Origin of the sequence: Micromonospora sp. WMMC241, from assembly GCF_027460165.1 — a bacterium.
Taxonomy (GTDB): Bacteria; Actinomycetota; Actinomycetes; order Mycobacteriales; family Micromonosporaceae; genus Micromonospora; species Micromonospora humi.
In genome coordinates this window covers 224,079-250,446 of the sequence record NZ_JAPZBF010000001.1, presented here as the reverse complement: position 1 = coordinate 250,446, position 26,368 = coordinate 224,079, and the positions used below count along the sequence as shown (strand labels likewise).

At 73.5% G+C, this 26,368-nt stretch carries 25 protein-coding genes; 8 read left to right on the top strand and 17 right to left on the bottom strand.

All coding sequences use genetic code 11. The features are described from left to right. From O7598_RS01220 to O7598_RS01205, 4 genes are read right to left on the bottom strand one after another with little or no spacing between them, the layout of a single operon-like run. On the bottom strand, positions 1–594 hold the full coding sequence (locus tag O7598_RS01220) for a hypothetical protein (RefSeq protein WP_269689620.1): 594 nt from the start codon (positions 592–594) through the stop codon (positions 1–3). A 25-nt stretch (positions 595–619) separates the two neighbouring features. After that, a complete protein-coding gene (locus tag O7598_RS01215; RefSeq protein ID WP_269689619.1) occupies positions 620–1,669 on the bottom strand; it encodes a type III polyketide synthase in 1,050 nt (349 codons plus the stop codon). Positions 1,670–1,703: 34 nt separating this feature from the next. Further along, a complete protein-coding gene (locus tag O7598_RS01210) occupies positions 1,704–2,870 on the bottom strand; it encodes an acyl-CoA dehydrogenase family protein (protein WP_269689618.1) in 1,167 nt (388 codons plus the stop codon). 41 nt (positions 2,871–2,911) lie between these two features. Further along, positions 2,912–3,667: a methyltransferase domain-containing protein gene (locus tag O7598_RS01205; protein WP_269689617.1), complete on the bottom strand. Its 756-nt coding sequence runs from the start codon at positions 3,665–3,667 to the stop codon at positions 2,912–2,914. A 45-nt stretch (positions 3,668–3,712) separates the two neighbouring features. Here O7598_RS01205 and O7598_RS01200 point away from each other — a divergent pair, with 45 nt between their 5' ends. The 4 genes from O7598_RS01200 to disA all read left to right on the top strand — a co-directional run bounded on the left by O7598_RS01200 (position 3,713) and on the right by disA (position 8,369). Then, positions 3,713–4,552 carry a UbiA family prenyltransferase gene (locus O7598_RS01200; RefSeq protein WP_269689616.1) on the top strand — a complete coding sequence of 280 codons (840 nt, stop codon included), beginning with the start codon at positions 3,713–3,715 and terminating at the stop codon, positions 4,550–4,552. A gap of 142 nt (positions 4,553–4,694) precedes the next feature. Then, complete coding sequence (locus O7598_RS01195) at positions 4,695–5,483, top strand: hypothetical protein (RefSeq protein ID WP_269689615.1); 789 nt, start codon at positions 4,695–4,697, stop codon at positions 5,481–5,483. A 105-nt stretch (positions 5,484–5,588) separates the two neighbouring features. Beyond that, the gene (gene radA, locus O7598_RS01190) at positions 5,589–7,037 is read left to right on the top strand and encodes a DNA repair protein RadA (RefSeq protein ID WP_269689614.1); all 1,449 of its coding nucleotides are present in this window, start codon (positions 5,589–5,591) and stop codon (positions 7,035–7,037) included. A 144-nt stretch (positions 7,038–7,181) separates the two neighbouring features. Continuing rightward, positions 7,182–8,369, top strand: coding sequence for a DNA integrity scanning diadenylate cyclase DisA (disA, locus tag O7598_RS01185; protein WP_091070100.1), 1,188 nt, complete (start codon positions 7,182–7,184; stop codon positions 8,367–8,369). Between the two features lie 6 nt (positions 8,370–8,375). Here disA and O7598_RS01180 read toward each other — a convergent pair whose 3' ends face one another. The 3 genes from O7598_RS01180 to O7598_RS01170 all read right to left on the bottom strand — a co-directional run bounded on the left by O7598_RS01180 (position 8,376) and on the right by O7598_RS01170 (position 10,327). Then, positions 8,376–9,149 (bottom strand): hypothetical protein, encoded by a 774-nt coding sequence (locus O7598_RS01180; protein ID WP_269689613.1) that lies wholly within the window; start codon positions 9,147–9,149, stop codon positions 8,376–8,378. Positions 9,150–9,254: 105 nt separating this feature from the next. Next, positions 9,255–9,818, bottom strand: coding sequence for a peptide deformylase (locus O7598_RS01175; RefSeq protein WP_269689612.1), 564 nt, complete (start codon positions 9,816–9,818; stop codon positions 9,255–9,257). Beyond that, the gene (locus tag O7598_RS01170; protein WP_269689611.1) at positions 9,815–10,327 is read right to left on the bottom strand and encodes a glycine cleavage system protein R; all 513 of its coding nucleotides are present in this window, start codon (positions 10,325–10,327) and stop codon (positions 9,815–9,817) included. Before O7598_RS01170 ends, O7598_RS01175 begins: the two co-directional genes overlap by 4 nt. Positions 10,328–10,424: 97 nt before the next feature. Here O7598_RS01170 and O7598_RS01165 point away from each other — a divergent pair, with 97 nt between their 5' ends. Beyond that, complete coding sequence (locus O7598_RS01165) at positions 10,425–11,330, top strand: A/G-specific adenine glycosylase (protein ID WP_269689610.1); 906 nt, start codon at positions 10,425–10,427, stop codon at positions 11,328–11,330. Between the two features lie 88 nt (positions 11,331–11,418). Here O7598_RS01165 and O7598_RS01160 read toward each other — a convergent pair whose 3' ends face one another. From O7598_RS01160 to lysS, 3 genes are all read right to left on the bottom strand, one after another. After that, complete coding sequence (locus O7598_RS01160) at positions 11,419–13,956, bottom strand: ATP-dependent Clp protease ATP-binding subunit (RefSeq protein ID WP_269689609.1); 2,538 nt, start codon at positions 13,954–13,956, stop codon at positions 11,419–11,421. A gap of 509 nt (positions 13,957–14,465) precedes the next feature. Continuing rightward, positions 14,466–14,816, bottom strand: a complete 351-nt coding sequence (locus O7598_RS01155; protein WP_091070408.1) for a histone-like nucleoid-structuring protein Lsr2 — start codon at positions 14,814–14,816, stop codon at positions 14,466–14,468. A gap of 114 nt (positions 14,817–14,930) precedes the next feature. Continuing rightward, entirely contained in the window at positions 14,931–16,439 is a 1,509-nt protein-coding gene (gene lysS, locus O7598_RS01150) for a lysine--tRNA ligase (RefSeq protein WP_269689607.1), read from the bottom strand. A gap of 93 nt (positions 16,440–16,532) precedes the next feature. On the opposite strand from lysS, the gene O7598_RS01145 reads away from it, so the two are divergent. Next, entirely contained in the window at positions 16,533–17,273 is a 741-nt protein-coding gene (locus O7598_RS01145) for a class I SAM-dependent methyltransferase (RefSeq protein ID WP_269689606.1), read from the top strand. A gap of 2 nt (positions 17,274–17,275) precedes the next feature. Here the strand turns inward: O7598_RS01145 and O7598_RS01140 are convergent, their stop codons facing one another. The 7 genes from O7598_RS01140 to O7598_RS01110 form a co-directional block, all read right to left on the bottom strand. Beyond that, the gene (locus O7598_RS01140; protein ID WP_269689605.1) at positions 17,276–18,034 is read right to left on the bottom strand and encodes a type III pantothenate kinase; all 759 of its coding nucleotides are present in this window, start codon (positions 18,032–18,034) and stop codon (positions 17,276–17,278) included. Between the two features lie 17 nt (positions 18,035–18,051). After that, the gene (nadC, locus tag O7598_RS01135; protein WP_269689604.1) at positions 18,052–18,948 is read right to left on the bottom strand and encodes a carboxylating nicotinate-nucleotide diphosphorylase; all 897 of its coding nucleotides are present in this window, start codon (positions 18,946–18,948) and stop codon (positions 18,052–18,054) included. Continuing rightward, positions 18,945–20,633 carry an L-aspartate oxidase gene (locus tag O7598_RS01130; protein WP_269689603.1) on the bottom strand — a complete coding sequence of 563 codons (1,689 nt, stop codon included), beginning with the start codon at positions 20,631–20,633 and terminating at the stop codon, positions 18,945–18,947. Before O7598_RS01130 ends, nadC begins: the two co-directional genes overlap by 4 nt. Positions 20,634–20,694: 61 nt before the next feature. Then, entirely contained in the window at positions 20,695–21,588 is an 894-nt protein-coding gene (locus O7598_RS01125) for a septum formation family protein (RefSeq protein ID WP_269689602.1), read from the bottom strand. 90 nt (positions 21,589–21,678) lie between these two features. Continuing rightward, positions 21,679–22,107 (bottom strand): aspartate 1-decarboxylase, encoded by a 429-nt coding sequence (panD, locus tag O7598_RS01120; RefSeq protein ID WP_269689601.1) that lies wholly within the window; start codon positions 22,105–22,107, stop codon positions 21,679–21,681. Between the two features lie 30 nt (positions 22,108–22,137). Next, positions 22,138–22,986 (bottom strand): pantoate--beta-alanine ligase, encoded by an 849-nt coding sequence (gene panC, locus O7598_RS01115; protein ID WP_269689600.1) that lies wholly within the window; start codon positions 22,984–22,986, stop codon positions 22,138–22,140. Then, on the bottom strand, positions 22,980–23,915 hold the full coding sequence (locus O7598_RS01110; RefSeq protein WP_269689599.1) for a Rossmann-like and DUF2520 domain-containing protein: 936 nt from the start codon (positions 23,913–23,915) through the stop codon (positions 22,980–22,982). The genes panC and O7598_RS01110 overlap by 7 nt, the downstream gene beginning before the upstream one ends. A 186-nt stretch (positions 23,916–24,101) precedes the next feature. Between O7598_RS01110 and O7598_RS01105 the strand changes: the two genes are divergently transcribed. Both O7598_RS01105 and O7598_RS01100 read left to right on the top strand, forming a co-directional pair. Then, positions 24,102–25,178 carry an SAM-dependent methyltransferase gene (locus O7598_RS01105; protein ID WP_269694705.1) on the top strand — a complete coding sequence of 359 codons (1,077 nt, stop codon included), beginning with the start codon at positions 24,102–24,104 and terminating at the stop codon, positions 25,176–25,178. Continuing rightward, positions 25,175–26,344 carry an NADH-quinone oxidoreductase subunit D gene (locus tag O7598_RS01100; protein WP_269689598.1) on the top strand — a complete coding sequence of 390 codons (1,170 nt, stop codon included), beginning with the start codon at positions 25,175–25,177 and terminating at the stop codon, positions 26,342–26,344. Before O7598_RS01105 ends, O7598_RS01100 begins: the two co-directional genes overlap by 4 nt. Positions 26,345–26,368: the final 24 nt, after the last annotated feature.

The window sequence follows — 26,368 nt, the reverse complement described above, 5'->3', positions numbered from 1 at the left end:
TCAGTAGAGCGCCTCCAGGCGGGCGTCCAGCTCGGCCTCGCCCCGCAGCGGCTCGAACCGCACCAGCACCGGGGCGCCGGTGCCCTCCAGCAGCGGAATGTCCAGCACGGCGCCGCAGCTCAGCACCCGCTCCGTGTCGCCGGCGCCGGTCACCCGCAGCGCGACGGCCGCCCCGTCACCGGAGCACCGCACCGACAACCGGTACGTGTCGCCCGACGAGGGGTTCGCCTGGCGAACCACCGCCGGCGCGCCAGGTGCCAGCCGGGACGTCTCCCGCCACACCACGTGCGAGACCTCGAGCGGACGCGCCGACCCGTCCGGGTCGATGTGGATCACCACCGAGCGGTCCGGCCCCGGACCCACCTCGCCGGTCTCGGGGTCGACGGCGACCACCGCCGGCTCCCGGCCGGTCGACCGGGCCTGCCCCAGCGCGTCCTCGACCTCGACCCGGGACCGGACGAGGTCGTCGGTCGTCGAGCTCCCGGTCGTGCCGAGCCAGGGCGCCGTCGACCGCCACCACCATGCGCCGAGCGTCAACGCCAGCACGGTCAGGCCGACCAGCATCGCCGACCGGATCCGCTCCTCGGAGGCCATGCCCGTCAGGGTAGCGGCGGGCCGGTCAGCCGGTGCGCTCCAGCAACGCCGCGTAGAGCGTCAGCCCCGGCCCGAACGCGAGCATCACCACCCGACGCGGCGGCGACGGCGTACGGGCCAGGCGGTCCAGGATCAGCAGCACCGTCGGGGACGAGCAGTTGCCGTGCTCGGCCAGCGTCTCCCGGGACGCCGCCAGGGCCGTCGGCGGCAGGGCCAGCTCACGCTCCACCACGTTGAGGATGCGCGGTCCGCCCGGGTGCACCGCCCAGCCGTCCACCCCGGACCTGTCGCACCCGTGCCGGGCGAGCAGGTCGTCCACCAGGTCGCCGACGAACCGGGAGAGCACCTTCGGCACCTTCGGCGACAGTCCCATCCGGAAGCCGCTGTCGGTGACGTCCCAGGTCATGTGGTCGGCCGTGGAGGTGTCCGTGACGGAGGTGACCTCGCGCACCGCGTACCCCCGACCGCCGGGCACGATCACGGCGGCGACCGCGGCGTCCGAGAAGAGCGCGTGCGAGACGATCTGCTGGGTGTCCACCCGGGTGCCCGCCGGCTGGATGTGCAGGCTGGTCAGCTCCGCGCAGAGCAGCAGCGCGGGCCGCTGCCGGGCGGTGACGAAGTCGCCCGCCGCGCCCAGCCCCGGCAGGGCCGCGTAGCAACCCATGTGGCCGACGAACATGCGCTGCGTGTCCGGGGCCATGCCGAGGTCCCGGGCGAGCAGGATGTCCAGGCCCGGGGTGGCGTACCCGGTGCAGGAACAGACCACGAACAGGCCGATGTCGCCGGCGTCCAGGCCGGCGGCGGTGAGCGCGCGGCTGACCGCCTCCTTGCCCAGCGGCAGCGCCTCCACCTGGTAGCGGCGCATCCGGCGCTCGGTCGGCCACTCCGAGACGTCCTCCAGCAGCGGATTCACCGCCGCCTGCCGACGGGTCACCCCGGAGTTGGCGAAGATCCTCTCGGCCAGGGCACGGGTGGTGCCCGAGAAGTGCTTCTCGAAGAACCCCGTCCACAGCTCGTCCTGCGCGGCGCCCGGCGGTTGCGCCATGCCCAGACCCGCGATCACCGGTACGCCCACGTCCCCCACCTCTCGACAGCTTTCTCCGCTCCGCTCACCAACGAGGGACCGTGCCGTCCCGGTCCGGGTCGCCGCCGAGCGCGGCGATGCCGAGCCAGTCGGCGCACACGTCGGAGGTCGCCGGGTGCAGCGAGCCGCACCGGGCGTCCCGGTAGAGCCGCTCCAGCGGATGACCCCGGCGGGTCGCCGAGGTGCCGGCCGCCTCCAGCACGGACGCCGCCACCTCCGCGGCCGTGGTGCCGGCCAGCAGCTTGGCCCGCCACACCCAGCGGTTCGTCTCGGCGGAACCGGGCTCCTCGTCGACCCGGCGGGCCGCCTCGGCGACCACCAGCTCCGCGGCCGCGGTGGCCGCGTCGGCCCGCCCCAGCCGGGCCCGGACCGCCGGCAGGCCGGCCAGGTTCCGGGAGTTCAGGTGCTCCGCCGCGGCGTCGATCGCGGCCCGGGCCACCCCGACGTAGACGGCGGCGTAACTGGCCACCAGCCAGTGCGGCATGAGCTGGGCCACCACCAGGGCCAGCCCCTCCACCCCACCGAGCAGCCGGTCGGCCGGGACGGTCACGTCCAGGTGCAGGTCGTGCGAGGAGGTGGCGCGCATGCCGAGCGAGTCCCAGGTCGGCTCGACCGTGATCCCCTCCCCGGCCGGAACCAGGAACTGGGAGACCACGGACGGGTCGGTGGCGCTGCGCGCGGCCACCAGGTAGCCGTCCGGGTGGCCGGCGCCGGAGCAGAAGGTCTTGCTGCCCTTGACGTGCCAACCGCCGTCGACCGGCTGGTAGACGGTGCTGAGCTGGGACAACCGGGCGCCGGCGCCGCGCTCGCTCATCGCCACCGCGTACCAGGAGCCGTCGGCCGCCGCGCGCAGCAGCCGGTCCCGGGCGGCCAGCGCCTCGTCCGGTACGCCGAGCGCCTCGGCCAGTTCCTCGGTGACCGCGCCCAACGCCCCGGTCACCGAGGCGTGCATGTTGAACACCAGCGCGGTGGCGCCGTTGCCCCGGGCCAGTTCGGTCGCGACGGCGGCGTACTCGGCGAACGTCGCACCCGACCCGCCCAGCTCGCGCGGGACCATCAGGCCGAACAGGCCGGCCTCGCGCAGGTCGGCGAAGTCCTCCACGGGGAACGAGCCGTCCCGGTCGTGCGCGGCCGCGCGGGCGGCCAGTCGCGGCGCCAACCGGCGGGCCGCCTCCAGCGCGTGCACAGTCATGTCGCCCCCTTCTCGACGTCCCTTACCCCGGGTGGTCCCGGCTACCCTCCCCGACGCCCACTGCCCTGGTAGAGCACCGCGGTCGACCGGGTCGGCACGATGCGCGGCTCCGTCCGGACCGGACGGTCGGCGCCCCGCCACCGACGCAGCAACCACGCCAGCGTGCCGCCCAGTTCCGGCCGGACCCCGCGCAGGCGCAGCGCCACGCCGTGCCGGGCGCACTCGGCCACCAGCGCGCGGGCGTCCACGAACAGCCGGTGGTCGTGGATGCCGCGCGGCACCGTGGGCAGCCGTTCGCCCAGCTCCACCGCGACCAGCCGGGCCAGCAGCGTGTCGTTGAGGGTGTCCAGCACCAGCAGGCCGCCGGGGCGCAGCAACCGGCACGCCTCGGCCACCGCCCGTCGCCAGTCCGGCACGTGCTCCAGCAGTTCGCCGGCGGAGACCACGGCGGCACAGCCGTCGGCCAGCGGCACCGCGGTGGCGTCGCCCTGGAGCACTGTCACGCCGTGCGCGGCGGCCTGGTCGAGCGCGGAGCGGGTCAGGTCCACCCCCACGTGCCGGTAGCCCTTGCCGGCCAGGTGCGGCGCGAGCAGCCCGGCACCGCAGCCGAGGTCGACCAGCAGGTCGTCCCTGGTGGACGCCGGGGGCACCAGGGCCGCGCGGGCGCGGGCCAGCCAGTGCAGCATCGCGAAGGCGCCGTCCGGCCGCCACCACTCGCCGGCCAGGTCGTCGTACTGCCGGGGGTCGTTCGGGGGCAGCGCCCGGCGCGGACCGACCACCGGGGACGCTTCTGGCATGGACCGAGCGTGGCACGACTCCCCGGTAACGACCAGACTTCCCTTATGTCGACGCGGGTGTTAGGGCTGGTCAGGGCGAGCCATCCGGAGCCGGCGGCGGCGGTCGTCGTGGTCGCCGCGCTGCTCGCCGCCGCCGTCGGGCACACCGCCGCCGGAATCGTGACGGTGGCACTGACGGTGCTCGCCAGCCAACTCGCCGTCGGGTGGAGCAACGACCTGATCGACGCCGACCGGGACGCCGCGGTGGGGCGTACCGACAAGCCGGTGACCACCGGCGCGGTCGCCCGGCCGACGCTGGCCCGGGCCACCGCGGTGGCCGCCGTCGCCACCCCGCTGCTCGCGCTGGCCGCCGGTCCGGCGGCGGCGGCCTGCGCGACCCTGGGCCTGGTCTCCGCACTGCTCTACAACAAGCCGCTGAAGTCGACGCCGGTATCGGTGCTCCCCTACGCGGTCTCGTTCGGCGCGCTGCCCGCCTTCGTGGTGCTGGCACTGCCCGGGTCGCCCGCGCCCCCGGCCTGGCTGGTGGCCGCCGCCGCCCTGCTCGGCGCCGGGGCGCACTTCGCCAACGTCCTGCCCGACCTGGCCGACGACGCCCGCACCGGGGTGCGCGGGCTGCCGCACCGGCTGGGCCCGGCGGGCAGCCGGCTGACCGCCGCCGGGCTGCTCCTCGCGGCCACCGTCGCCCTGGTGTTCGGCCCACCCGGGCCGCCGTCGTGGACCGGCCTGTCGGCGGTCGCCGCCGCCGTCGCGGTGCCGGCCCTCGGTTGGTACGCCGGACGCGCCACCGCCCGGGCCGGCGGCCGTCCGGTGACCGCCTTCCGGGCGGTGCTGGTGGTCGCGCTCATCGATGTGGTGCTGCTGGTGGCGAACGGGCGGGTGGTCTGAGGAATCCCCGCCGCGGGTGGCATTGCCGGGTCCGCGTGCGGGCCTCGATCAGCTCCAACTACCCTGGAGCGCGGTCTGCGCGGGTAAGGCCACCCCGTGCCCGGCGGTCGACCGGGCGGGGATCGTGACGAGGAGGACCGACGTGACGCGCTCGATCAGGGGTTCCCGGGGGCCGGCCCTGCTGCTGGCCGGCACGGCGGCGGCGAGCCTGCTGCTGTCCGGGTGCGGCACCGGGCAGATCGCCGAGACCGCCAACAAGATCCCGTCGGTTCAGGGCGTCAACGTCCAGACCTCCGACAACCTCTACCAGGTGCGCGGGCTGTACGTGCAGTTCCCGGGGCCGAAGGGCTACGAGGCGGGCGCGGACGCGCCGGTCAACGTGGTGATCTACAACGACAGCAAGGCGCCGGTGACGGTGACCGTCACCACCGACAGCGCGCGCGAGATCGTGCTCACCGGCGGTGCCGGGTCCAGCGGCGCGGCCACCCCGACCGGGTCGCCGACCGAGCCGGCCTCCGCCTCGCCCACCGCCACCGACCCGAGCGCCTCGCCCAGCCAGTCGCTGGAGGTGCCCGCCTCCCCGTCGGCCGGCGAGTCCGGCTCGGCCAGCCCGTCGCCGTCGGAGAGCGCGTCGCCGTCGGAGAGCGCGTCGGCGCCCGCCGGCCAGCCGGCCCGGATCGAGATCCCGGCGCTCGGCTACGCCCAGCTGAACAGCGGCAACCCGCAGTTCCTCCAGCTCGTCGGCCTGAACCAGAAGCTGCTCGTCGGCCAGCAGGTCAACCTGACGTTCGACTTCGGGAACGGCAACGTGATCAAGACCCCGGCGCCGATCGGTGTCCCGCTCACCCCGGAGGCGCCGCCGTCGCCGGTCGTCAACCCGCGTGAGCACTCCGCCGAAGAGGGTGGCGTCGAGGGTGGCAGCCACGGCTGACGCCGTACCGTCTCCGTCGACACCGCCGCGGTGGCCTGCGCCACACCGGCGGTGTCGTCGTTTCTCCGGTGGGCTTTCGTCGTACCGCCCGGTTAGCGTCCGGTGGTGACCACGCCCCGATCGACCTCCCCGCGCGCCGGTGCCGGCCGTGGCCGCGCCGCCGCCCGCGAACCCCGCCCGGCCTACGAGTGCGACGCCTGCGGTCACCAGCCGCCCAAGTGGATGGGCCGGTGCCCCGAGTGCGGCGAGTGGGGCTCGGTGGTCGAGTCGACGGTCACCGGCCCGCTGGTCTCCGGCCGGGTGGTCAGCTCCCGGATGCCCGCCGAGCCGGCCCGGCCGATCGCCACCATCAGCGCCGCGCCGGCCCGGGCCCGGCCGACCGGGGTGAGCGAGCTCGACCGGGTGCTCGGCGGCGGTCTGGTCCCCGGCGCGGTGGTGCTGCTGGCAGGCGAGCCCGGCGTCGGCAAGTCGACCCTGCTGCTCGACGTGGCCCAGCAGTGGGCCGCCGGTGCGGGCAGCCCGTCGCTGGTGGTCAGCGGCGAGGAGTCGGTCAGCCAGGTCCGGCTGCGCGCGGAGCGGATGGGCACCCTGCACGACCAGCTCTACCTGGCCGCCGAGAGCGACCTGGCGGCGGTGCTCGGTCACCTCGACGCGGTCCAGCCGGGCCTGCTGGTGCTCGACTCGGTGCAGACCATCTCGACCACCGGCACCGAGGGCGTGCCGGGCGGCGTGACCCAGGTGCGCGCGGTCACCGCCGCGCTCGTCGCGGTCGCCAAGGAGCGTGGCGTCGCCACCGTGCTGGTCGGGCACGTCACCAAGGACGGCCAGGTGGCCGGCCCCCGGGTGCTGGAGCACCTGGTCGACGTGGTGCTGCACTTCGAGGGCGACAAGCACTCCTCGCTGCGCATGGTGCGCGGCGTGAAGAACCGGTTCGGCGCGGCCGACGAGGTGGGGTGCTTCGAGATGCACGAGGGTGGCATCAGCAGCCTGGCCGACCCGTCCGGGCTGTTCCTGACCCGCTACTCCGAGCCGGTGCCGGGCACCTGCGTGACAGTGGCCATGGAGGGCCGCCGGGCGCTGGTCACCGAGGTGCAGGCGCTGATCGGCGCGACGGTCGCCGGCTCGCCCCGGCGCACCGTCTCCGGCCTCGACAGCGCCCGGCTGGCCATGGTCCTCGCGGTGCTCCAGCGCCGCACCGAGCGGCTGACGCTGCACGACCGGGAGGTCTTCGCCGCCACCGTCGGCGGCATCCGGGTGGTCGAGCCGGCGGCCGACCTCGCGGTGGCGCTCGCGGTGGCCTCCGGCGGGCTCAACCTGGCGCTCAACCCGCACCTGGTCGCCATCGGCGAGGTCGGGCTCACCGGCGAGGTGCGGCGGGTCGGCGCGGTGCCACGCCGGTTGGCCGAGGCCGCCCGGTTGGGCTTCCGGCTCGCCCTGGTCCCACCCGGTTGCGGCCCCGGCAGCAGCGGAGTCGCCCCGGAGAACATGCGCGTGATCGAGGTCACGGACGTCCGTGCCGCGCTCCAGGCTGCCGCCCGCGCATCCGCGGAGTGACCGTGCGTGCGCATGCGCGGGGGCCACGGCCGGACGATTCCGGACAGGCCACGCGGTCCACCGAGGGCCGGGCGAGCCCGGCATCGTGACACATCACAGTAACCACGAGAGCACCCACCGCACCGCAGTCCGTAGACTGTGCCCGTGCCGATCGACCGCGATGCCACCAAGCCCGCAACGGCGACGCCGCACGCCCGCACCGGTGCCGTGAGCGGCAACCCCACCCGCGCCATCAGCGTGAGCGTGGCCGGGAGCGTCGGCGGCGCCGGCGCCGACCCGCTGCGCGCCAACCTCGCCCTCATGGCGCCCGGCACCGCGCTCCGCGACGGCCTGGAGCGGATCCTGCGCGGTCGCACCGGCGCGCTGATCGTGCTCGGCTACGACAAGGTGGTCGAGCAGATCTGCACCGGCGGCTTCCCGATGGACGTGGAGTTCTCCGCCACCCGGGTCCGTGAGCTGTGCAAGATGGACGGCGCGGTGGTGCTCTCCAGCGACGGCACCCGCATCGTCCAGGCCGGCGCGCACCTGATGCCCGATCCGTCCATCCCCACCGAGGAGTCCGGCACCCGGCACCGCACCGCCGAGCGGGTGGCCCGGCAGACCGGCTACCCGGTCATCTCGGTGAGCCAGTCGATGCGGATCATCAGCCTCTACGTCAACGGCCAGCGGCACGTGCTGGACGACTCGGCGGCCATCCTGTCCCGCGCCAACCAGGCCCTGGCGACGCTGGAGCGCTACAAGCTCCGGCTGGACGAGGTCTCCGGCACGCTCTCCGCGCTGGAGATCGAAGACCTGGTCACCGTCCGCGACGCGGTGGCGGTGGTGCAGCGGCTGGAGATGGTCCGGCGGATCGCCGACGAGATCGCCGGCTACGTGGTGGAGCTGGGCACCGACGGTCGCCTGCTGGCCCTTCAGCTCGACGAGCTGATGGCCGGCGTGGACGCCGACCGCACCCTGGTCATCCGCGACTACCTGCCGGTGGGCCGCAAGTCGCGCACGCTCGACGAGGGGCTGGTCGAGCTGGACCTGCTCAGCGCCACCGAGCTGATCGACCTGGTGGCGGTGGCCAAGGCCATCGGCTACCCGTCCGCCTCCGACGCGCTCGACGCGGCGGTCAGCCCGCGCGGGTTCCGCCTGCTGGCCAAGGTGCCCCGGCTGCCGGCGGCCGTGGTCGACCGGCTGGTGGTGCACTTCGGCAGCCTGCAGCGGCTGCTCGGCGCGACCGTCGAGGATCTCCAGGCGGTCGAGGGGGTGGGCGACGCCCGCGCCCGTGGGGTCCGCGAGGGCCTGTCCCGGCTCGCCGAGGCGTCCATCCTGGAGCGGTACGTCTGATCCGCCTCAGCCGGTGACGGTCAGCTTCACCGGCTCACTGATCTTGGTGCCGACCCGGGCGAAGACCTGGTACGTGCCGATCGGGGCGTACGGCCCGGCGGCCAGCCCGTCGGCGCAGCGGCTGGTGTCCCGCCCGTTCCAGCCCAGTTCGTAGGCCCGCTCGAAGTTCGGCGTGAACGACTGCACGTCCGAGCCCTTGCCGGTGCCGCAGGTGTCGGAGGACCAGACCTTCTCCGCGCCGGCCTTGAGGTAGAGCTCCTGGAGGTCGGCGCCGACGTCGCGGCTGCACGTACGGTTCGAGACATTCTTGATCTTGAGGTGCAGCGTGACCACGGTGCCCCGCTGGGCGCTGGCCGGCACCGCCACCGGCGTCACCCGGATCTCCGAGTCGGTGCAGGCGCCGTCGACGGAGACCGGTTCCCCCGACGCTCCGCCGTCACCCGTGCCCGACCCGCCGCCAGTGCTCGTGCCACCGTCGGTGCCCGTGCCCCCGCCGGTGCTCGTGCCACCGCCGGTGTTGGTGCCGTCGCCGGTGTCACCGGAGGTGCCCGGCGAGGGCGACGGACCTGTCGACTGCGGGGCCAGCACCGAACCGGACGGGCCGGGGACGGCCCCGGCGGAGCCACCCGGCGACGGGTCGCCGCCCGGCGCGCCGGTGTTCTTGTTCGTGCCGGTGCAGGAATAGAGCAGGACAATCAGGAAGAGCAGCCCCGCGCCGAGCACGACGGCACGACGCCGCCAGTAGACAGCGGGGGACAGGGGGCCGACCGTCAGACGCATGATGCGCCTACCGTAGCCGCGTGGCGCTCGACGCGCCGGTCCGACGCGCCGGTAACCGCGTGCGACACCCACTGAGAAGTCCACAGTGGATGCCCACGCTGGCCGTCAGAGATAGACCTTGCGCTGGTAGACGGCGTGCGCGCCGGCAACCTGGTCGAGGAAGAGCAAGCCCGCGCAGTGGTCGATCTCGTGCTGGAGCGCGCGCGCCTCGAAACCGTCGGTAACCAGCCGGACCGGCTCGCCGCTCCCCGGCAGCATGCCCTCCACCACCAGGCGGCTGGCCCGCTTCACGTCACCGGTCAGGTCCGGCACCGACATGCAGCCCTCCCGGCCGGCCTTCCACCGGCTCGCCTCCACCACCCGGGCGTTGCAGAGCACGAACGTGCCGTGCACGGTGACCGCCTTCGGGTGCCCGGTCACGTCCACCGCGAACACCTGTGCGCTCACCCCGATCTGCGGGGCCGCCAGACCCACACAGCCCGGCGAGACCCGCATGGTGGCCACCAGGTCGGCGGCCAGTCGCACCACCTCGGCCGAGGTCGGGTCGACCTCCGGACCGGGACGGCTCAGCACCGCCTCCGGCGCGGCCACCACCGCACGCACCTCGCCCGGGACACCGAGCTTCTCCGGCGTCCAGCCACCCAGGCCGGCGTACTCCGGGCCGGTCACAGCAGGTCCGTGTCCGCCGGGCGGAGGCTGACGCCGACGCCCAGTTCCGCCGCGGCGCGGGTGAGCCGGCCGGCCACCTCGTCCGAGCTGCCCGGCGGCAACTCCACCTCGGCGACCACCACGTAGAGCGAGCCGGTCAGCCGGGTACTCAGGTCGGTGACGTTGCCACCGGCGTCGGCCAGCACCCGCGTCATCGCCGCCACGATGCCCATCCGGTCGGCGCCGTGAACCGCCAGCACGTACGGCTCGCCGGCCGGCTCACTGGCGCCGTCCGGGGTGACCGCGCGTACGGTGGCCAGCAGGTGCCCGTCCGCGGCGAGCGGGGCGAACGCGGCCTCGACGTCGGCGGCGGCCGGCCCCACGCAGATCAGGGTCATGGCGAAGTGCCCCCGCAGCCGGGTCATCGTCGAGTCGGTGAGGTTCGCGCCGAGCCCGGCGAGGACCTCCGCGACGTCGGCGACGATGCCCGGCCGGTCCCGGCCGATGACGGTGATCGCGAGCTCGTTCATTCGGACATTCTGCCCCGCCGCCGAAGATCCACCCCACCGGGCCCACCCGGCCCGCCCACCCTGCGGGAAAACCGACCGTGACATCATCGGCACCGCCATGACTGAACCCACATTCGCCACCCAGGTCAGCCGGTGGTACGAGCGCAACGCCCGCGACCTGCCGTGGCGCAAGCCCGGCATCGGCGCCTGGGCGATCCTGGTCAGCGAGGTCATGCTCCAGCAGACGCCCGTGGTCCGGGTGGTACCCGCATGGGAGGCGTGGCTGGCCCGCTGGCCGGAGCCGCGCGCACTGGCCGAGGACACGCCGGCCGAGGCGATCCGGATGTGGGGACGGCTCGGCTACCCCCGCCGGGCGGTACGCCTGCGCGAGTGCGCGGTGGCGATCGTCGAGCGACACGGCGGCGTGGTGCCCGACCGGCTGGAGCAGTTGCTGGCGTTGCCGGGGGTCGGCACGTACACGGCCCGGGCGGTGGCCGCGTTCGCGTACGGGCAGCGGCACCCGGTGGTCGACACGAACGTCCGCCGGGTGGTGTGCCGCGCCGTCGCCGGCGAACCCGACGCCGGACCGACCACCCGCCCCGCAGACCTGGTCGCCACCGAGGAACTGCTGCCGGACGAGCCGGCCGCGGCGGCACTGGCCAGCGCCGCGTTCATGGAACTCGGCGCGGTCGTGTGCACCGCCCGGGCGCCACGCTGCGCGGTGTGCCCGGTCGAGTCGAGCTGCGCGTGGCGAGCCTCCGGGCAGGCCGCGCCGACCGGGCCGACCCGCCGTCCGCAGCGCTACGCCGGGACCGACCGGCAGGTACGCGGCCTGCTCCTCGCCGTGCTCCGGGACTCCACCGGTCCGGTGCCGCACCAGCGGCTGGACCAGGTCTGGCACGACGACGTGCAGCGGGCCCGGGCGCTCGCCGGCCTGGTCACCGACGGCCTGGTGGAACCGGTCGGGCCGGAGTCCTTCCGCCTGGCCGGCGACGGGCCGCCCACCCCTCTCCCTCTTCCCTGACCTCACCCCCGGCCGGACAGGGAAAGGCGACGGCCCCGGTGGCTCTCGCCGACCGGGGCCGTCGCCCTGGAACCAGTCTCGCCCGAACTTACGCGGCGGTGTCGTCCGCGCCGGTGGCAGCGGCGCCGAGGTCCGCCGGGACCGCGTCCGGCACGGCGGCCGGCTGGTCCGTGCCCCGGAAGACGAGCTTGGACTTGTCGATGTTTTCGGGGTCGCCTTCGCAGTCGACGACGACGATCTGGCCGGGGGTCAGTTCGTTGAACAGGATCCGCTCGGACAGGTTGTCCTCGATGTCGCGCTGGATCGTGCGTCGCAGCGGACGCGCGCCGAGCACCGGGTCGAAGCCCTTCTTCGCCAGGTACTTCTTGGCGTTGTCGGTCAACTCCAGACCCATGTCCTTGTTCCGCAGCTGACCTTCGATCCGCTGGATCATGATGTCCACGATCTGCAGGATCTCGTTCTCCCGCAGCTGGTGGAACACGATCGTGTCATCGATGCGGTTGAGGAACTCGGGCCGGAAGTGCTGCTTGAGCTCGTCGTTGACCTTCTGCTTCATCCGGTCGTAGTTCGACTCGGAGTCCTCCGACTGCTGGAAGCCCAACGACACCGCCTTGGCCACATCGCGCGTGCCCAGGTTGGTGGTCAGGATGATGACCGTGTTCTTGAAGTCCACGATCCGACCCTGACCATCGGTCAACCGGCCGTCCTCCAGGATCTGCAGGAGCGTGTTGAACACATCCGGGTGAGCCTTCTCGATCTCGTCGAACAACACCACCGAGAACGGCCGGCGACGCACCTTCTCCGTCAGCTGCCCACCCTCGTCGTAGCCGACGTAACCGGGAGGCGCACCCACCAGCCGCGACACCGTGTACCGGTCGTGGAACTCCGACATGTCCAGCTGGATGAGCGCGTCCTCGGAACCGAACAGGAACTCGGCGAGGGCCTTGGACAGCTCGGTCTTACCCACACCCGACGGGCCGGCGAAGATGAACGACCCGGACGGACGCTTCGGGTCCTTCAGACCCGCCCGCGTGCGGCGGATCGCCTTCGAGACCGCCTTGACCGCGTCCTCCTGCCCGATGACGCGCTTGTGCAGCTCGTCCTCCATGCGCAGCAGACGCGACGTCTCCTCCTCGGTCAACTTGTACACCGGGATACCGGTCCAGTTACCGAGGACCTCGGCGATCTGCTCGTCGTCGACCTCACTGACGACGTCCAGATCCCCGGCCTTCCACTCCTTCTCCCGCTGCGCCTTCTGACCCAGCAGCTGCTTCTCCTTGTCCCGCAACTGCGCGGCCCGCTCGAAGTCCTGCGCGTCGATCGCGGACTCCTTGTCCCGGCGCACCTGCGCGATGCGCTCGTCGAAGTCCCGCAGGTCCGGCGGCGCCGTCATCCGACGGATCCGCATCCGGGCGCCCGCCTCGTCGATCAGGTCGATCGCCTTGTCCGGCAGGAACCGATCCGAGATGTAGCGGTCGGCCAGGGTGGCGGCGGCAACGAGAGCGGCGTCGGTGATCGAGACGCGGTGGTGCGCCTCGTAGCGGTCCCGCAGGCCCTTGAGGATCTCGATGGTGTGGGCCAGCGACGGCTCACCCACCTGGATCGGCTGGAAGCGGCGCTCGAGAGCGGCGTCCTTCTCCAGGTGCTTGCGGTATTCGTCGAGCGTGGTGGCGCCGATGGTCTGCAGCTCGCCACGGGCCAGCATCGGCTTGAGGATGCTGGCGGCGTCGATCGCGCCCTCGGCCGCGCCCGCACCCACCAGGGTGTGGATCTCATCGATGAACAGGATGATGTCACCGCGGGTACGGATCTCCTTGAGCACCTTCTTCAGACGCTCCTCGAAATCACCCCGGTAACGCGACCCGGCCACCAGCGCACCCAGGTCAAGCGTGTAGAGCTGCTTGTCCTTCAGCGTCTCCGGCACCTCACCCTTGATGATCTTCTGGGACAGGCCCTCGACCACCGCGGTCTTACCCACACCGGGCTCACCGATCAACACCGGGTTGTTCTTGGTGCGCCGCGACAGCACCTGCATCACCCGCTCGATTTCCTTCTCCCGCCCGATCACCGGGTCGAGCTTGCCCTCGCGGGCGGCCTGGGTCAGGTTCCGACCGAACTGGTCCAACACCAGACTCGTCGACGGCGCGGCCTCACCCGGCGCGGCCCCGGCGGCGGCCGGCTCCTTGCCCTGGTAACCCGACAGCAACTGGATCACCTGCTGACGGACCCGGTTCAAATCGGCGCCGAGCTTCACCAGCACCTGCGCGGCCACGCCCTCACCCTCACGGATCAACCCGAGCAGGATGTGCTCCGTGCCGATGTAGTTGTGCCCCAGCTGCAACGCCTCGCGCAGCGACAGCTCCAACACCTTCTTCGCCCGCGGCGTGAACGGGATGTGCCCACTCGGCGCCTGCTGGCCCTGGCCGATGATCTCCTCGACCTGCTGACGCACACCCTCCAGGGAGATGCCAAGGCTCTCCAGGGCCTTCGCCGCCACACCCTCACCCTCATGGATCAGGCCCAACAGGATGTGCTCCGTGCCGATGTAGTTGTGGTTGAGCATCCGGGCCTCTTCTTGGGCCAGGACGACAACCCGTCGCGCTCGGTCGGTGAACCGCTCGAACATGCCCTCGTGCTCCTCACATGCCGTGCGCCTTGATGGTCAGATCTCGGCGGGGCCGGTGCGCGAACGTCCGGGACGGACGTCCGTGCCTCCTTACTCTATCGCCGCGGACCGTCTCCGCTGAGGTCGTGTGACCCCGCTGATGACCGTTCCGACGTCGTTCTTGCCAACCGTCCACGCTCAGGAGGTGTTCCGGGACCCCCGCGTGTACGCGCAGAGCGAAATTCGACCGACGGTGGAAGGCCCGGTCGAGGGGCTCCGAGCGGGGGTTCAGGCACCCGCCGCGCTCGTCCACAGCCTGTGGACGCAGTCTCCACCGCCTGTGGACAACTCCACCGGGCGCCGGTTTCTTCCCCGCCGGGAGAGCCGACCGCCCGGCCGGGGTGAGACCGGACACCGGGCCCGCATGGTCGGAAACGCCGCTCGGCGACAACGCGGGCGGGAAACGACGGACGCCGGCCCGGAGTCGCCCTCCGGACCGGCGTCGGATCGCCCGTCGCCACAAGTCGGGGTCAGTGCCCCGCCTTCGCGTGGTACTCGTCCACGATCTCCTGCGGGATCCGGCCCCGGTCGGAGATGTCCTTGCCGGCCTTCTTGGCCCACTCGCGGATGGCCCGGTTCTGCTCGCGGTCGGCGGTCGCCCCGCCCCGCCCGCGCGCGGCCCGGCCGCCCACCACCACTCCACCGCGACCGACCTTCGTGCCGTGCGCGATGTACTGCGCGAATTCGCCGCGCAATTTTTCAGCGTTGGAGGCCGAGAGGTCGATCTCGTACTGCACGCCGTCGAGCGCGAACTTGACAGTCTCGTCAGCGTCCCCGCCGTCCAGGTCATCGACCAGCTTGTGAATGATCTGCTTGGCCACGTCCCACATTCCTTTCGAGCAGGGTTGTGCTCCTGCAATACAGGAGCACAATAACCTGCCCGATGCTCGCCCCGTCAATAGGATGGCGTGACGAGGCGGCCAAGCTTTGCCCGCCTACTCGGGGCGGACCAACGGGAAGAGGATGGTTTCCCGAATTCCCAGGCCGGTCAACGCCATCAGGAGACGGTCGATTCCCATTCCCATACCACCGGCCGGCGGCATTCCATACTCCATCGCCCGGAGAAAGTCCTCGTCGAGACGCATCGCCTCGTCGTCGCCACGCGCCGCGAGCTGCGCCTGAGCCACCAGCCGCTCGCGCTGCACGACCGGGTCGACCAGCTCGGAGTACGCGGTGCCCAGCTCGAATCCCAGCACGTAGAGGTCCCACTTCTCGGCCAGCCCCGGCTCGCTCCGGTGCGCCCGGGTCAACGGGCTGGTCTCCTCCGGGTAGTCGCGGACGAACGTGGGCGCCTGCAACGACGGCACCACCAGCTCCTCGAACAACTCCTCGGCCAGCTTGCCCGGCCCCCACTTCGGGTCCACCGAGAGGCCGACCTTGTCCGCGTACTCGACCAGGCGTGACCTTTCGGTGCGGACGCTGACCTCCTCACCGAGCGCTTCGGAAAGAACACCGAACAGCGTCACCGAGCGCCACTCGCCGCCCAGGTCGAACTCCTGGCCGTCGGCATGCGTCACGGTCGTCGAGCCGGCGACCGCGATGGCGGCCTGCTGCACGAGATTTCGGGTCAGCTCGGCCATCGTGTCGTAGTCGCCGTACGCCTCGTAGGTCTCCAGCATCGCGAACTCCGGCGAGTGCGAGGAGTCGATGCCCTCATTACGGAAGTTGCGGTTGATCTCGAAGACCCGGTCGACGCCACCCACCACCGCGCGCTTGAGAAACAGTTCCGGCGCGATTCGCAGATACAGATCGGTGTCGAGCGCATTGCTGTGGGTCACGAATGGGCGGGCCGTCGCGCCGCCGTGCAGCAACTGCAGCATCGGCGTCTCGACCTCGACGAAGTCCCGGGAGTGCAGGGTGTCGCGCAGGCTGCGGACCGCCGCGGCCCGGGTGCGGACCATCTGCCGGGCCTGCGGGCGGACCACCAGGTCCACGTAGCGCTGGCGGACCCGGGACTCCTCGCTCAGCGGCTTGTGCGCCACCGGCAGCGGGCGCAGCGCCTTGGCGGTCACCGTCCACTCGTCGGCAAGCACCGACAGCTCGCCCCGCCGGCTGGTGATCACCTCGCCGGTCACACCGACGTGGTCACCGAGGTCGACCAGGCGCTTCCAGTCGGCCAGCCGCTCCGGACCGACCCGGTCCAGCGAGAGCATCGCCTGGAGTTCGGTGCCGTCGCCGTCGCGCAGGGTCGCGAAGCAGAGCTTCCCGGTGTTGCGGATGAAGATCACCCGACCGGTGACCGCGGCCCGGTCGCCGGTGGCGGTGTCGGTCGGCAGATCGGCGTAGCGCTCGCGGAGCTTCGCGAGCGTGCTGGTCCGCGGGAAACCGACCGGGTACGGCTCGACGCCCTCGGCGAGCATTCGGTCCCGCTTCTCCCGGCGGACCTTCATCTGCTCGGGAAGGTCGTCGGCGGGGTCGGTGGGCAGGGCGTTCTGCTCGGTCACGGCACGCTTCCTCAGGCCTGGGGAACATCGGCGGGGTCAGCCCATGAGCGTACTCAAGCGTCGTGCCGGCCGTTACGGGATAACCTGCCCGCCATGACCGACCCCACTGCGGCGCTCTCGTTCGGCGCCGCCGCCGCCGAGTACGACCGGTTCCGGCCCCGCTATCCCGAGGCGGCGCTGCGCTGGGCGCTGGACCGGCAGCCCACCCCGGCCCGGGTGGTGGACCTCGGCGCCGGCACCGGCATCCTCACCCGCGGCCTGACCGCGCTCGGGCACGACGTCGTACCCGTCGAGCCGGACCCGGGGATGCGGGCGCAACTGGCCGCCGCCACCCCGGGCACGACGGCGCTGGCCGGCAGCGCCGAGTCGGTGCCGCTGCCGGACGCCGCCGCGGACGCGGTGCTCGTCGGTCAGGCCTACCACTGGTTCGACCGGGAGCGGGCCCACGCGGAGGTGGCCCGGGTGCTGCGCCCCGGCGGGACGTTCGCGCCGGTGTGGAACGTCCGCGACGAGCGGGTCGGTTGGGTGGCGGAGCTGACCCGGATCGCCCACCTCGACCACAACGCCGGTGACGTGATCGACAGGTACGCCGACTTCGGTCCCGCCTTCATCCCGGTCCAGGTGGGCGAGTTCGACCACGCCACCACGCTCACCCCGGACGAGTTGGTGGCGATGCTGCACACCCGCTCCTACTGGCTGACCGCCACCCCGGCCGAGCGGGCGCGGGTCGACGGCGGGCTGGCCGACCTGTTCGCCACCCACCCGGAGCTGGCCGGCCGGGACACCGTGGAGCTGCCGTACCGCACGATCGTGCTGCGCGCGCGGCGGTACTGACGTCAGGTGTTGCGGTCGTAGACCATCCGCAGGCCGATCAGGGTGATCATCGGCTCGTGGTGGGTGATGGTCCGGCACTCCCCCAGCACCAGCGAGGCCAGGCCGCCGGTGGCGATCACCGCCTTCACCTCGCCCAGCTCGTCGGACATCCGCTCGACGATCCGGTCCACCTGCCCGGCGAAGCCGAAGTAGAGGCCGGACTGGAGGCACTCGACGGTGTTCTTGCCGATCACCGAACGCGGCCGGGTGGCCTCCACCTTGCGCAACTGCGCGGCGCGGGCGGCCAGCGCGTCGAACGAGATCTCGATGCCGGGCGCGAACGCCCCGCCGAGGAACTCGCCCCGGTCACTGATCACGTCGAAGTTGGTGGTGGTGCCGAAGTCCACCACGATCGACGGCCCGCCGTAGAGCGTGTACGCGGCCAGCGTGTTCACCACCCGGTCCGCGCCCACCTCCTTCGGGTTGTCGATGGCGAGCTGCACCCCGGTGCGGACGCCCGGCTCGACGATCACGCTCGGCAGGTCGGCGTAGTAGCGACCCAGCATGGTGCGCAGCGAGCGCAACGCGGCCGGCACGGTCGAGCAGGCCGCCACCCCGGTGATCTCCACGGCGTCACCGGCCAGCAACCCCCGGAACATCAGGCCCAGCTCGTCCGCGGTGGAACGGGCGTCGGTCTTGATCCGCCAGGAGTGCACCAGCTTGTCGCCGTCGAAGGTCGCCAGCACGGTGTTGGTGTTTCCGATGTCGATGCAGAGCAGCACAGCGGCAGCCTAGACGGTCAGTTCGGCCGCAGGTCGAGGGCGATGTCGAGGATCGGCGACGAGTGGGTGAGCGCGCCGACCGAGAGGAAGTCCACTCCGGTGGCCCCGTACTCGGCCGCCACCGGCAGGGTCAGCCCACCGGTCGCCTCCAACTCCGCCCGGTCACCCACCACGGCCACCACCGCCCGCAGCTGCGCCGGGGTCATGTTGTCCAGCAGCAGGAAACCCGCCCCGGCCTCGACCGCCTCCACCGCCTCGTCCAGCGTGTCCACCTCGACCTGCACCGGCACGTCCGGGAACGCCTCCCGGACCCGCCGGAACGCGGCCGCGATCCCGCCGGCCGCCAGCTTGTGGTTGTCCTTGATCATGGCGACGTCGTGCAGGCCCATCCGCTTGTTGGTGCCACCGCCGGCCCGGACCGCGTACTTCTCCAGCGCGCGCAGCCCCGGCGTGGTCTTGCGGGTGTCCAGCACCATGGCCTTCGTGCCGGCCAACGCGTCGGCCCAGGCCCGGGTGTGGGTCGCCACCCCGGACATCCGGGAGAGCAGGTTGAGCGCCGTCCGCTCGGCGGTGAGCAGCAGCCGGGTCGGCCCGGTCACCGTGGCCAGCACGTCGCCGCGCGCCACCCGCTGACCGTCGAGGGCCACCGACGACACCGCGAGCGTACGCCCGGCGCCGGTCACCTCACCCACCAGCTCGAACACGGCGGCGGCCACCGGCAGCCCGGCGACCACGCCGTCCTCGCGCGCCACCAGGTCGGCGGTGTCCCGCTGATCCTCCGGGACGGTCGCGACGCTCGTGACGTCGAGGAAGTCCGGGCCCAGGTCCTCGGCCAGCGTGTCGACCACCACCTGCCGGACCCGGTCCGGATCCAGGCCGGCGTCCCGCAGCGCCCGCACCGTCGACTCGATCATGAGTTCCGCTCCCAACTCTCCGACAGCAGCCCGTCCGGGCCCACCTCGGCCACCAGGTGCCCCAGCCACCGGTCGTCGGCCGAGGGGAAGTCCTCCCGCCAGTGGCAGCCGCGCGTCTCCGCGCGGGCGTACGCGGCGGCGACGAGCGTCGACGCCACGGTGAGCAGGTTCGTCGCCTCCCAGTCGGCGGTACGCGGCACACCCCGCCCCTCGCCCAGCCCGGTCAGGGTGACCGCGGTGCCGGCAAGCGTCTCCGCCGAGCGGAGCACGCCCGCGCCCCGGGTCATCGCCCGTTGCAGCTCCGGCGTGCCGGTCGCCGGCACCAGCCGGCCCTCGCCGCCCACCCAGGCGCCGGTCTCCGCCGGACGGGCCTGCTCGGGCAGCCCGGCGGCGATGTCCTCGGCGATCCGGCGGGAGAAGACCAACCCCTCCAGCAGCGAGTTGCTGGCCAGCCGGTTCGCGCCGTGCACGCCGGTGCAGGCCACCTCGCCGCACGCGTACAGGCCGGGGATCGAGGTGCGGCCGTGCAGGTCGGTGCGGACCCCGCCGGAGGCGTAGTGCGCCGCCGGCGCGACCGGGATCAGGTCGGTCGCCGGGTCCACGCCGACGGCCAGGCAGGACGCCACGATCGTGGGGAACCGCCGGGCCAGGAAGTCGCCGCCCAGGTGCCGCGCGTCCAGGAAGACGTGATCAGCGCCGGTGGCGAGGAGGACCCGGTGGATGCCCTTGGCCACCACGTCCCGGGGCGCCAGCTCGGCCAGCTCGTGCTGGCCCACCATGAACCTCTTGCCGTCGCCGTCGACCAGGTGGGCGCCCTCGCCCCGCAGCGCCTCGGAGACCAGCGGCTGCTGCGCCAGGCCGGCGCCCGGCCCGCCGGCCGGCACGATCAACGCGGTCGGGTGGAACTGGACGAACTCCAGGTCGGTGACGGCGGCGCCGGCACGCAGCGCCAGGGCCACCCCGTCGCCGGTGGAGACCGACGGGTTGGTGGTGGCCGCGAAGACCTGCCCCATCCCACCGGTGGCCAGCACCACCGCGCGGCCGAGGATCGCGCCGACGCCGTCCTCGCTGCCCTCACCGAGCACGTGCAGGGTGATCCCGCAGGCCGGGCCGAGCCCACCCGGACCGTCTCCCGGCGCGCGCAACAGGTCCAGCACCAGGGCGTGCTCGACGAGCCGGATCCAGGGGTCGCGGCGCACCGCCGCGTGCAACGCCCGCTGCACCTCCGCGCCGGTGGCGTCGCCGCCGGCGTGCACGATCCGGTCGGCCCGGTGCCCGCCCTCCCGGCCGAGCATCAGCGAGCCGTCCGGGTTGCGGTCGAACTCCGCCCCGATCCGCATCAGCTCGCGCAGCCGGACCGGACCCTCCTCGACCAGCACCCGGACCGCCGCCGGGTCGCAGAGGCCGACGCCGGCCACCTCGGTGTCGTACGCGTGCGCGCCCGGGCTGTCCGCCGGGTCGAGCACCGCGGCGATGCCGCCCTGCGCCCAGCGGGTGGAGCCCTCGTCCATGTCCACCTTGGTGACGACCGTGACGTGCAGGCCCGCCTCGCGCAGGTGCAGCGCGGCGGTCAGCCCGGCGACCCCGGAACCGACGACGATCACGTCGGTGGTCTCCACCCAGCCGGGCGCGGGCGCGGCGAGCAGCCGGGGCAACGCGGGCAGGTCGACGGTGGGAAGGTCCATGGGCACAGTCAACCCGAAGCATCCTCGTCCCGGGCGACGGGGGCGGGACGAGTGGTTTCGGCTACCTCGTCCGGACCGGCAGGCGGGCCGGGCCGGCGGCCTTCAGCGACCCGGTCACCGTGCGGTTGCTGAGCCACAGGTAGCAGCGGACCCCGCGGTCGCCGACCCCCCAGCGGCCAGCGGCCGGCGGCCGCACCACCACGTCGCTGCGGTAGCGCAGGGACCCGTCGGCGGGCACGCCGGCGAAGCGCGCGATGACACCGAAGCAGCCGGCGTAGAGCGGCGCCCAGTCCGCCGGCTTCTTCGGGTACGGGCGGTCCGGCGCCACCCAGACGCCGGCGAACTCGGCGTCGTGCGCCACCGCGCAGCCGACCGGGGTCAGCGCCTGCACCCTGCCACGGTCCTGCCCGGTGCGCTGGCAGCCCAGGCGCAGCGGGGACGGCGGCTTGAGCGCGTCGCGCAGGCTGCCCGTCCGGGTCACCACGACGGCCGCCGCCTCGACGGTGTTCAGCTCGGTCAGGTCGCACCGGTACCAGCGGGAGCCGGCCGTCCAACCGGTGCCGGTGGGCAGCGCCACGGCCAGCCGGAGCCGCCCGGCGCGCCAGTCGTCGCCCACGTAGCCCCGGGCCCGGGTGTCGCACTCGGTGAACGCGCCACGCATCTCCGGCGAGCCGAGCGCCGGCGGGGCGGCCCGGTCGACGGTGAACGCGCCGACGTGCACCGTCTCCACCCGGTGCGGCAGGTCGCAGCCGACCGGCGCGTACGCCGGCAGGCCCACGGCCGGGGTGAAGTCGGCGACCTGGCAGACGCCGGCCACCGGAGTGAACGGACCGGCCGGCGGCATGGCCGCCCAGTCGTCGCCGAGGTCGCCGTCCAGCCCGCCCGTCGAGGCGCACCCGGCCGCCAGCACACCGGCGACCACGGCGGCGACGAGGCTTCGCATCGCACGGCCCATCGCGCCTCCCCCAGCCCGACGACCGTCGATTCCGACGGTGCGACCAGGGTAGCCGAAAATGACCTTCCGGTGACAGACCGCGTCGGTGGATCAGGTCAGGGCGGCGGCGAGGGGGTTCGGGGTGGGATCGCCGGCGGTGCCGGGGGCGGCGGTGGTCGGGTCGGCGGTCAGGTCGACGATGCGGTTGTCGGCGTCGACGTGCACCACCCGGGGCTGCCAGGCGCGCGCCTCGGCGTCGTCCATCTGCCCGTACGAGATGAGGATGACCAGGTCACCGGGGTGGACCAGGTGGGCGGCGGCGCCGTTGATGCCGATCACGCCGCTGCCCCGCCGGCCCGGGATCACGTAGGTCTCCAGGCGGGCGCCGTTGGTGATGTCCACGATCGCGACCTGCTCGCCGGGGAGCAGGTCCGCCGCGTCGAGCAGATCCTCGTCCACGGTCACCGAGCCGACGTAGTGCAGGTCGGCCTGGGTCACCGTGGCCCGGTGGATCTTCGACTTGAGCATGGTCCGGAGCATCGGGGTGCCTTTCCGCATTCGTGGTGGGGTTCAGGGACGCGGCGCGAGGTGGATCGCCGTGTTGTCGATCAGGCGGGTGGCGCCGACCCAGGCGGCGATCAGCAGCCGGGCCGCGCCGGCGACCGGCCCGGGCTCCAGATCGGTGTCGGTGAGCACCAGGTAGTCGAGGCGGGCGTCCGGCGTACCCGGGTCGAACGCCCGGTGCGCGGCGGCCAGCACCGCACCCGCGTCGTCGCCCCGCTCGGCCGCCGCGACACCGGCGCGCAGCGCGGCGGAGAGGCTCAGCGCGGCCCGCCGCTCCTCGGCGGACAGGTACCGGTTGCGGCTGGACAGCGCCAGTCCGTCCGGCTCGCGGACGGTCGGCACGCCGACGATCTCGGTCGGCACGTCCAGGTCGCGGACCATCCGGCGGACCAGGGTGAGCTGCTGGTAGTCCTTCTCGCCGAAGAAGGCGAGATCCGGGCGGGTGAGCTGGAGCAGCTTCATGACCACGGTGAGCACGCCGTGGAAGAAGCCGGGACGGCTCAGGCCCTCCAGGTCCTCGCCGAGCGGACCCGGGTTCAGCCGCACCGTCGGCTGCCCCTGCGGGTACATCTCGTTCACCGGGGGTGCGAAGACCAGGTCCACCCCGGCCCGGCGGCAGATCTCTAGGTCGGCGTCGAGCGTGCGCGGGTAGCGGTCGAAGTCCTCGTTCGGGCCGAACTGGAGCGGGTTCACGAAGATCGTCACCAGCACGTGGTCGGCCCGCTCCCGGGCGGCCCGCAGCAGCGTCTCGTGCCCTTCGTGCAGCGCGCCCATGGTCATCACGACGCCGACCGTGCCGGTCAGCCCGTCCCGGGCCGCCGCCAGCTCCTTGCGCGTGTGCAGCACGTTCACCACGAGGAGGCCACCTCCATCCCGTCCAGCACGTCCCGCAGCGGCGTCGCGTCCGCCGGGCGCAGCCGGCCCGCCGCGACGGCGCGGTCCGCCGTCCGTCGGGCCAACGCCAGGTAGGCGGGTACGGATTCCGGCGCGGTCGCGGCCAGCCGGTCCAGGTGCCGGCGTACGGTGCCCGCGTCGCCCCTGGAGACCGGGCCGGTCAGCGCGTCGTCGCCGAGCGCCAGGGCGTTCTCCAGGGCGGCCCGCAGCAGCGGGGCGAGCACCTTCTCCGGCCGGTCCACGCCGGCGTCGCGCAGCCGGTCGGCCGCGTCGTTGACCAGGGTCACCAGGTGGTTGGCGCCGTGTGCGAGGGCGGCGTGGTAGAGCGGCCGGTCGGCCTCGCCCACCCACTCCGGCACCCCGCCCAGGTCGGCCACCAGCCGGGCCGCGAACGGGCGCAGCTCGGCCGGGGCGGTCACCCCGTAGGAACTGCCGGCCAGGCGGGACAGGTTGTCCGGCGTACCGGTGAAGGTCATCGCCGGGTGCAGCGCGAGCGGCCGCGCGCCGGCCGCGGCGGCCGGGGCCAGCACGGCCAGCCCGTGCGCGCCGGAGGTGTGCGCCACCACCTGCCCGGGACGCAGCGCGCCGGTCGCGGCCAGCTCGGCGACCACACCGGCCAGGGCGTCGTCGGGGACCGCGACGATCAGCAGGTCGGTGGCGGCGCGCGCCACGGCGGGCGCGGAGCGGTGCGGGGTCTGCGGCAGCAGCAGCGCCAGCCGGGCCCGCGAGGCGCCGGACGAACCGGACGCGGCGACCACCCGGTGACCGGCGGCGGCGAGGGCCGCGCCGAGCACGGCGCCGACCCGGCCGGCGCCGAGCACACCGACGGTGAGGGTACGGGGGAAGGCGAGCGGGGCGCGGAGGGCCCGCGGGCGCAGCGGTGCGCTCATGGCAGCGATCCAGTCCTCGAAGGGGGTACCGGTCGATGGCAAGTATGCGCCCGGGTGACAGACCGGAAACAAGAAGGTGTGAAAACCTTCACCGACCGCCCGAAGCGCCCGCCCCGGTGGCGCGCAGGGGCAGCTTAGGGTCGGCACGTGACATCCGGTAACCCCTGTCTGCGCTGGCGCGACGCGATGGAGCGGGCGCTCTACGGGCCGGGCGGCTTCTTCGTCTCCGGCACCGGCCCCGCCGCGCACTTCCGCACCAGCGTGCACGCCTCGCCGGCCTTCGCCGCCGCCCTGGCACGGCAGCTCACCGCCCTGGACGAGGCGCTGGGCCGCCCGGCCCGGCTGGACGTGGTGGACGTGGGCGCGGGCCGGGGCGAACTGCTCCGCGCGCTGCTGGCGCACGCCGCTCCGGAGCTGGCCGCCCGGATCCGCCCGGTCGCGGTGGAACGCGCCGCCCGCCCCCCGGACCTGCCCCCGGAGATCGACTGGCGCCCCGAGATCCCGGAGGGGATCACCGGCCTGCTGCTCGCCACCGAATGGCTGGACAACGTCCCCCTGGACGTCGCCACCCACACCCCCGACGGCTGGCGCCACCTCCTGGTCGACCCCGCCACCGGCGAGGAGACTCTCGGCCCCGCCCTCTCCCCCACCGACACCGCCTGGCTGACCACCTGGTGGCCCCTCCCACCCCACCCGCCCCTCCCGTCCCCGGTGATCAAGGAGTTCGCGTCGGGCGCGGCCCCGGACGACGACGCAAACTCCCTGATCGACGACGGGGGGCACGGGTGGGACGGCCGGTGGGGGCGGGTGGAGATCGGGCGGGAGCGGGACGAGGCGTGGGCGGAGGCGGTGGGACAGATCGAGCGAGGGCTCGCGCTGGCCGTCGACTACGGGCATCTGCGGGATGCCCGGCCGGTGGACGGGACGCTGAGCGGGTACCGGAACGGGCGACAGGTGCCGCCGGTCCCGGACGGGTCGTGCGACGTGACCGCGCACGTCGCCATGGACTCGGTCGCCTCCGCCGGTGAGCGGGTCGCGCGGTGCGCGTACACAGTGGTGTCGCAGCGGGAGGCGCTGCGGGCGCTCGGGGCCGACGGCGGGCGACCGCCGCTGAGCCTGGCCGCCCGGGACCCGGCCGGCTACCTGCGGGCGCTGGCCGCGGCGTCGGCGGCGGCCGAGCTGACCGACCCGGCCGGCCTCGGCGGGCACTGGTGGCTGTGGCAGCCGGTCGGCGTCGCCCTCGACCCGCTCGTGGCACGATGACGGGCATGACCACGGACGCCGGTGACCTCCGCGAGCTGACCGTCGGCACCGGGGCCGGCGGTGAGCAGCTCGGCACCGACATGGTGCTCAACATCGGCCCGCAGCACCCGTCCACGCACGGCGTGCTCCGGCTGCGCCTGGTGCTCGACGGGGAGCGGGTGGTCGCCGCCGAGCCGATCGTCGGCTACATGCACCGGGGCGCGGAGAAGCTCTTCGAGGTCCGCGACTACCGGCAGATCATCGTGCTGGCCAACCGGCACGACTGGCTGTCCGCGTTCTCCAACGAGCTGGGCGTGGTGCTCGCGGTCGAACGGCTGATGGGCATGGAGGTGCCGGAGCGCGCCACCTGGCTGCGGATGGCGCTGGCCGAGCTGAACCGGGTGCTCAACCACCTGATGTTCCTCGGCTCCTACCCGCTGGAGATCGGCGCGATCACGCCGATGTTCTACGCGTTCCGGGAACGGGAGACCATCCAGGCCGTGATGGAGGAGGTCTCCGGCGGCCGGATCCACTACATGTTCAACCGGGTCGGCGGTCTGAAGGAGGAGGTGCCGGCCGGCTGGACCGGCCGCGCCCGCACCGCCATCGGCGAGGTACGCCGACGCATGCCCGACCTCGACAACCTGATCCGGCGCAACGAGATCTTCCTGGCCCGCACCGTCGGCGTCGGCGTGCTCTCCGCCGCCGACGCCGCCGCGTTCGGCGCGTCCGGGCCGGTCGGTCGGGCCTCCGGCCTCGACCTCGACCTGCGCCGGGACGAGCCCTACCTGGCGTACGACCAGCTCGACGTGCCGGTGGTGACGAAGACCGCCGGGGACTGCCACGCCCGGTTCGAGGTGCTGCTCGACCAGGTGTACGCCTCACTCGACCTCGCCGAGCAGTGCCTGGACCGGGTGGACCGGATCTCCGGCCCGGTGAACACCCGACTGCCGAAGGTGGTCAAGGCGCCCGAGGGGCACACGTACGCCTGGACCGAGAACCCGCTCGGCATCAACGGCTACTACCTGGTCTCCCGGGGCGAGAAGACGCCGTGGCGGCTCAAGCTGCGCACCGCCTCGTACGCGAACGTGCAGGCGCTGTCGACGCTGCTGCCCGGGTGCCTGGTGCCCGACCTGATCGCCATCCTCGGCTCGATGTTCTTCGTGGTCGGCGACATCGACAAGTGACGTCCGCCCCGCCGCCGATCCCGC

Bases quoted from the DNA above. Each gene is read 5' to 3' on its own strand.
- O7598_RS01220 (WP_269689620.1), bottom strand. From the start codon at position 594: ATGGCCTCCGAGGAGCGGATCCGGTCGGCGATGCTGGTCGGCCTGACC.
- O7598_RS01210 (WP_269689618.1), bottom strand. From the start codon at position 2,870: ATGACTGTGCACGCGCTGGAGGCGGCCCGCCGGTTGGCGCCGCGACTG.
- O7598_RS01205 (WP_269689617.1), bottom strand. From the start codon at position 3,667: ATGCCAGAAGCGTCCCCGGTGGTCGGTCCGCGCCGGGCGCTGCCCCCG.
- O7598_RS01200 (WP_269689616.1), top strand. From the start codon at position 3,713: ATGTCGACGCGGGTGTTAGGGCTGGTCAGGGCGAGCCATCCGGAGCCG.
- O7598_RS01180 (WP_269689613.1), bottom strand. From the start codon at position 9,149: ATGCGTCTGACGGTCGGCCCCCTGTCCCCCGCTGTCTACTGGCGGCGT.
- O7598_RS01170 (WP_269689611.1), bottom strand. From the start codon at position 10,327: ATGAACGAGCTCGCGATCACCGTCATCGGCCGGGACCGGCCGGGCATC.
- O7598_RS01165 (WP_269689610.1), top strand. From the start codon at position 10,425: ATGACTGAACCCACATTCGCCACCCAGGTCAGCCGGTGGTACGAGCGC.
- O7598_RS01160 (WP_269689609.1), bottom strand. From the start codon at position 13,956: ATGTTCGAGCGGTTCACCGACCGAGCGCGACGGGTTGTCGTCCTGGCC.
- O7598_RS01145 (WP_269689606.1), top strand. From the start codon at position 16,533: ATGACCGACCCCACTGCGGCGCTCTCGTTCGGCGCCGCCGCCGCCGAG.
- nadC (WP_269689604.1), bottom strand. From the start codon at position 18,948: ATGATCGAGTCGACGGTGCGGGCGCTGCGGGACGCCGGCCTGGATCCG.
- O7598_RS01130 (WP_269689603.1), bottom strand. From the start codon at position 20,633: ATGGACCTTCCCACCGTCGACCTGCCCGCGTTGCCCCGGCTGCTCGCC.
- O7598_RS01125 (WP_269689602.1), bottom strand. From the start codon at position 21,588: ATGGGCCGTGCGATGCGAAGCCTCGTCGCCGCCGTGGTCGCCGGTGTG.
- panD (WP_269689601.1), bottom strand. From the start codon at position 22,107: ATGCTCCGGACCATGCTCAAGTCGAAGATCCACCGGGCCACGGTGACC.
- O7598_RS01110 (WP_269689599.1), bottom strand. From the start codon at position 23,915: ATGAGCGCACCGCTGCGCCCGCGGGCCCTCCGCGCCCCGCTCGCCTTC.
- O7598_RS01105 (WP_269694705.1), top strand. From the start codon at position 24,102: ATGGAGCGGGCGCTCTACGGGCCGGGCGGCTTCTTCGTCTCCGGCACC.
- O7598_RS01100 (WP_269689598.1), top strand. From the start codon at position 25,175: ATGACGGGCATGACCACGGACGCCGGTGACCTCCGCGAGCTGACCGTC.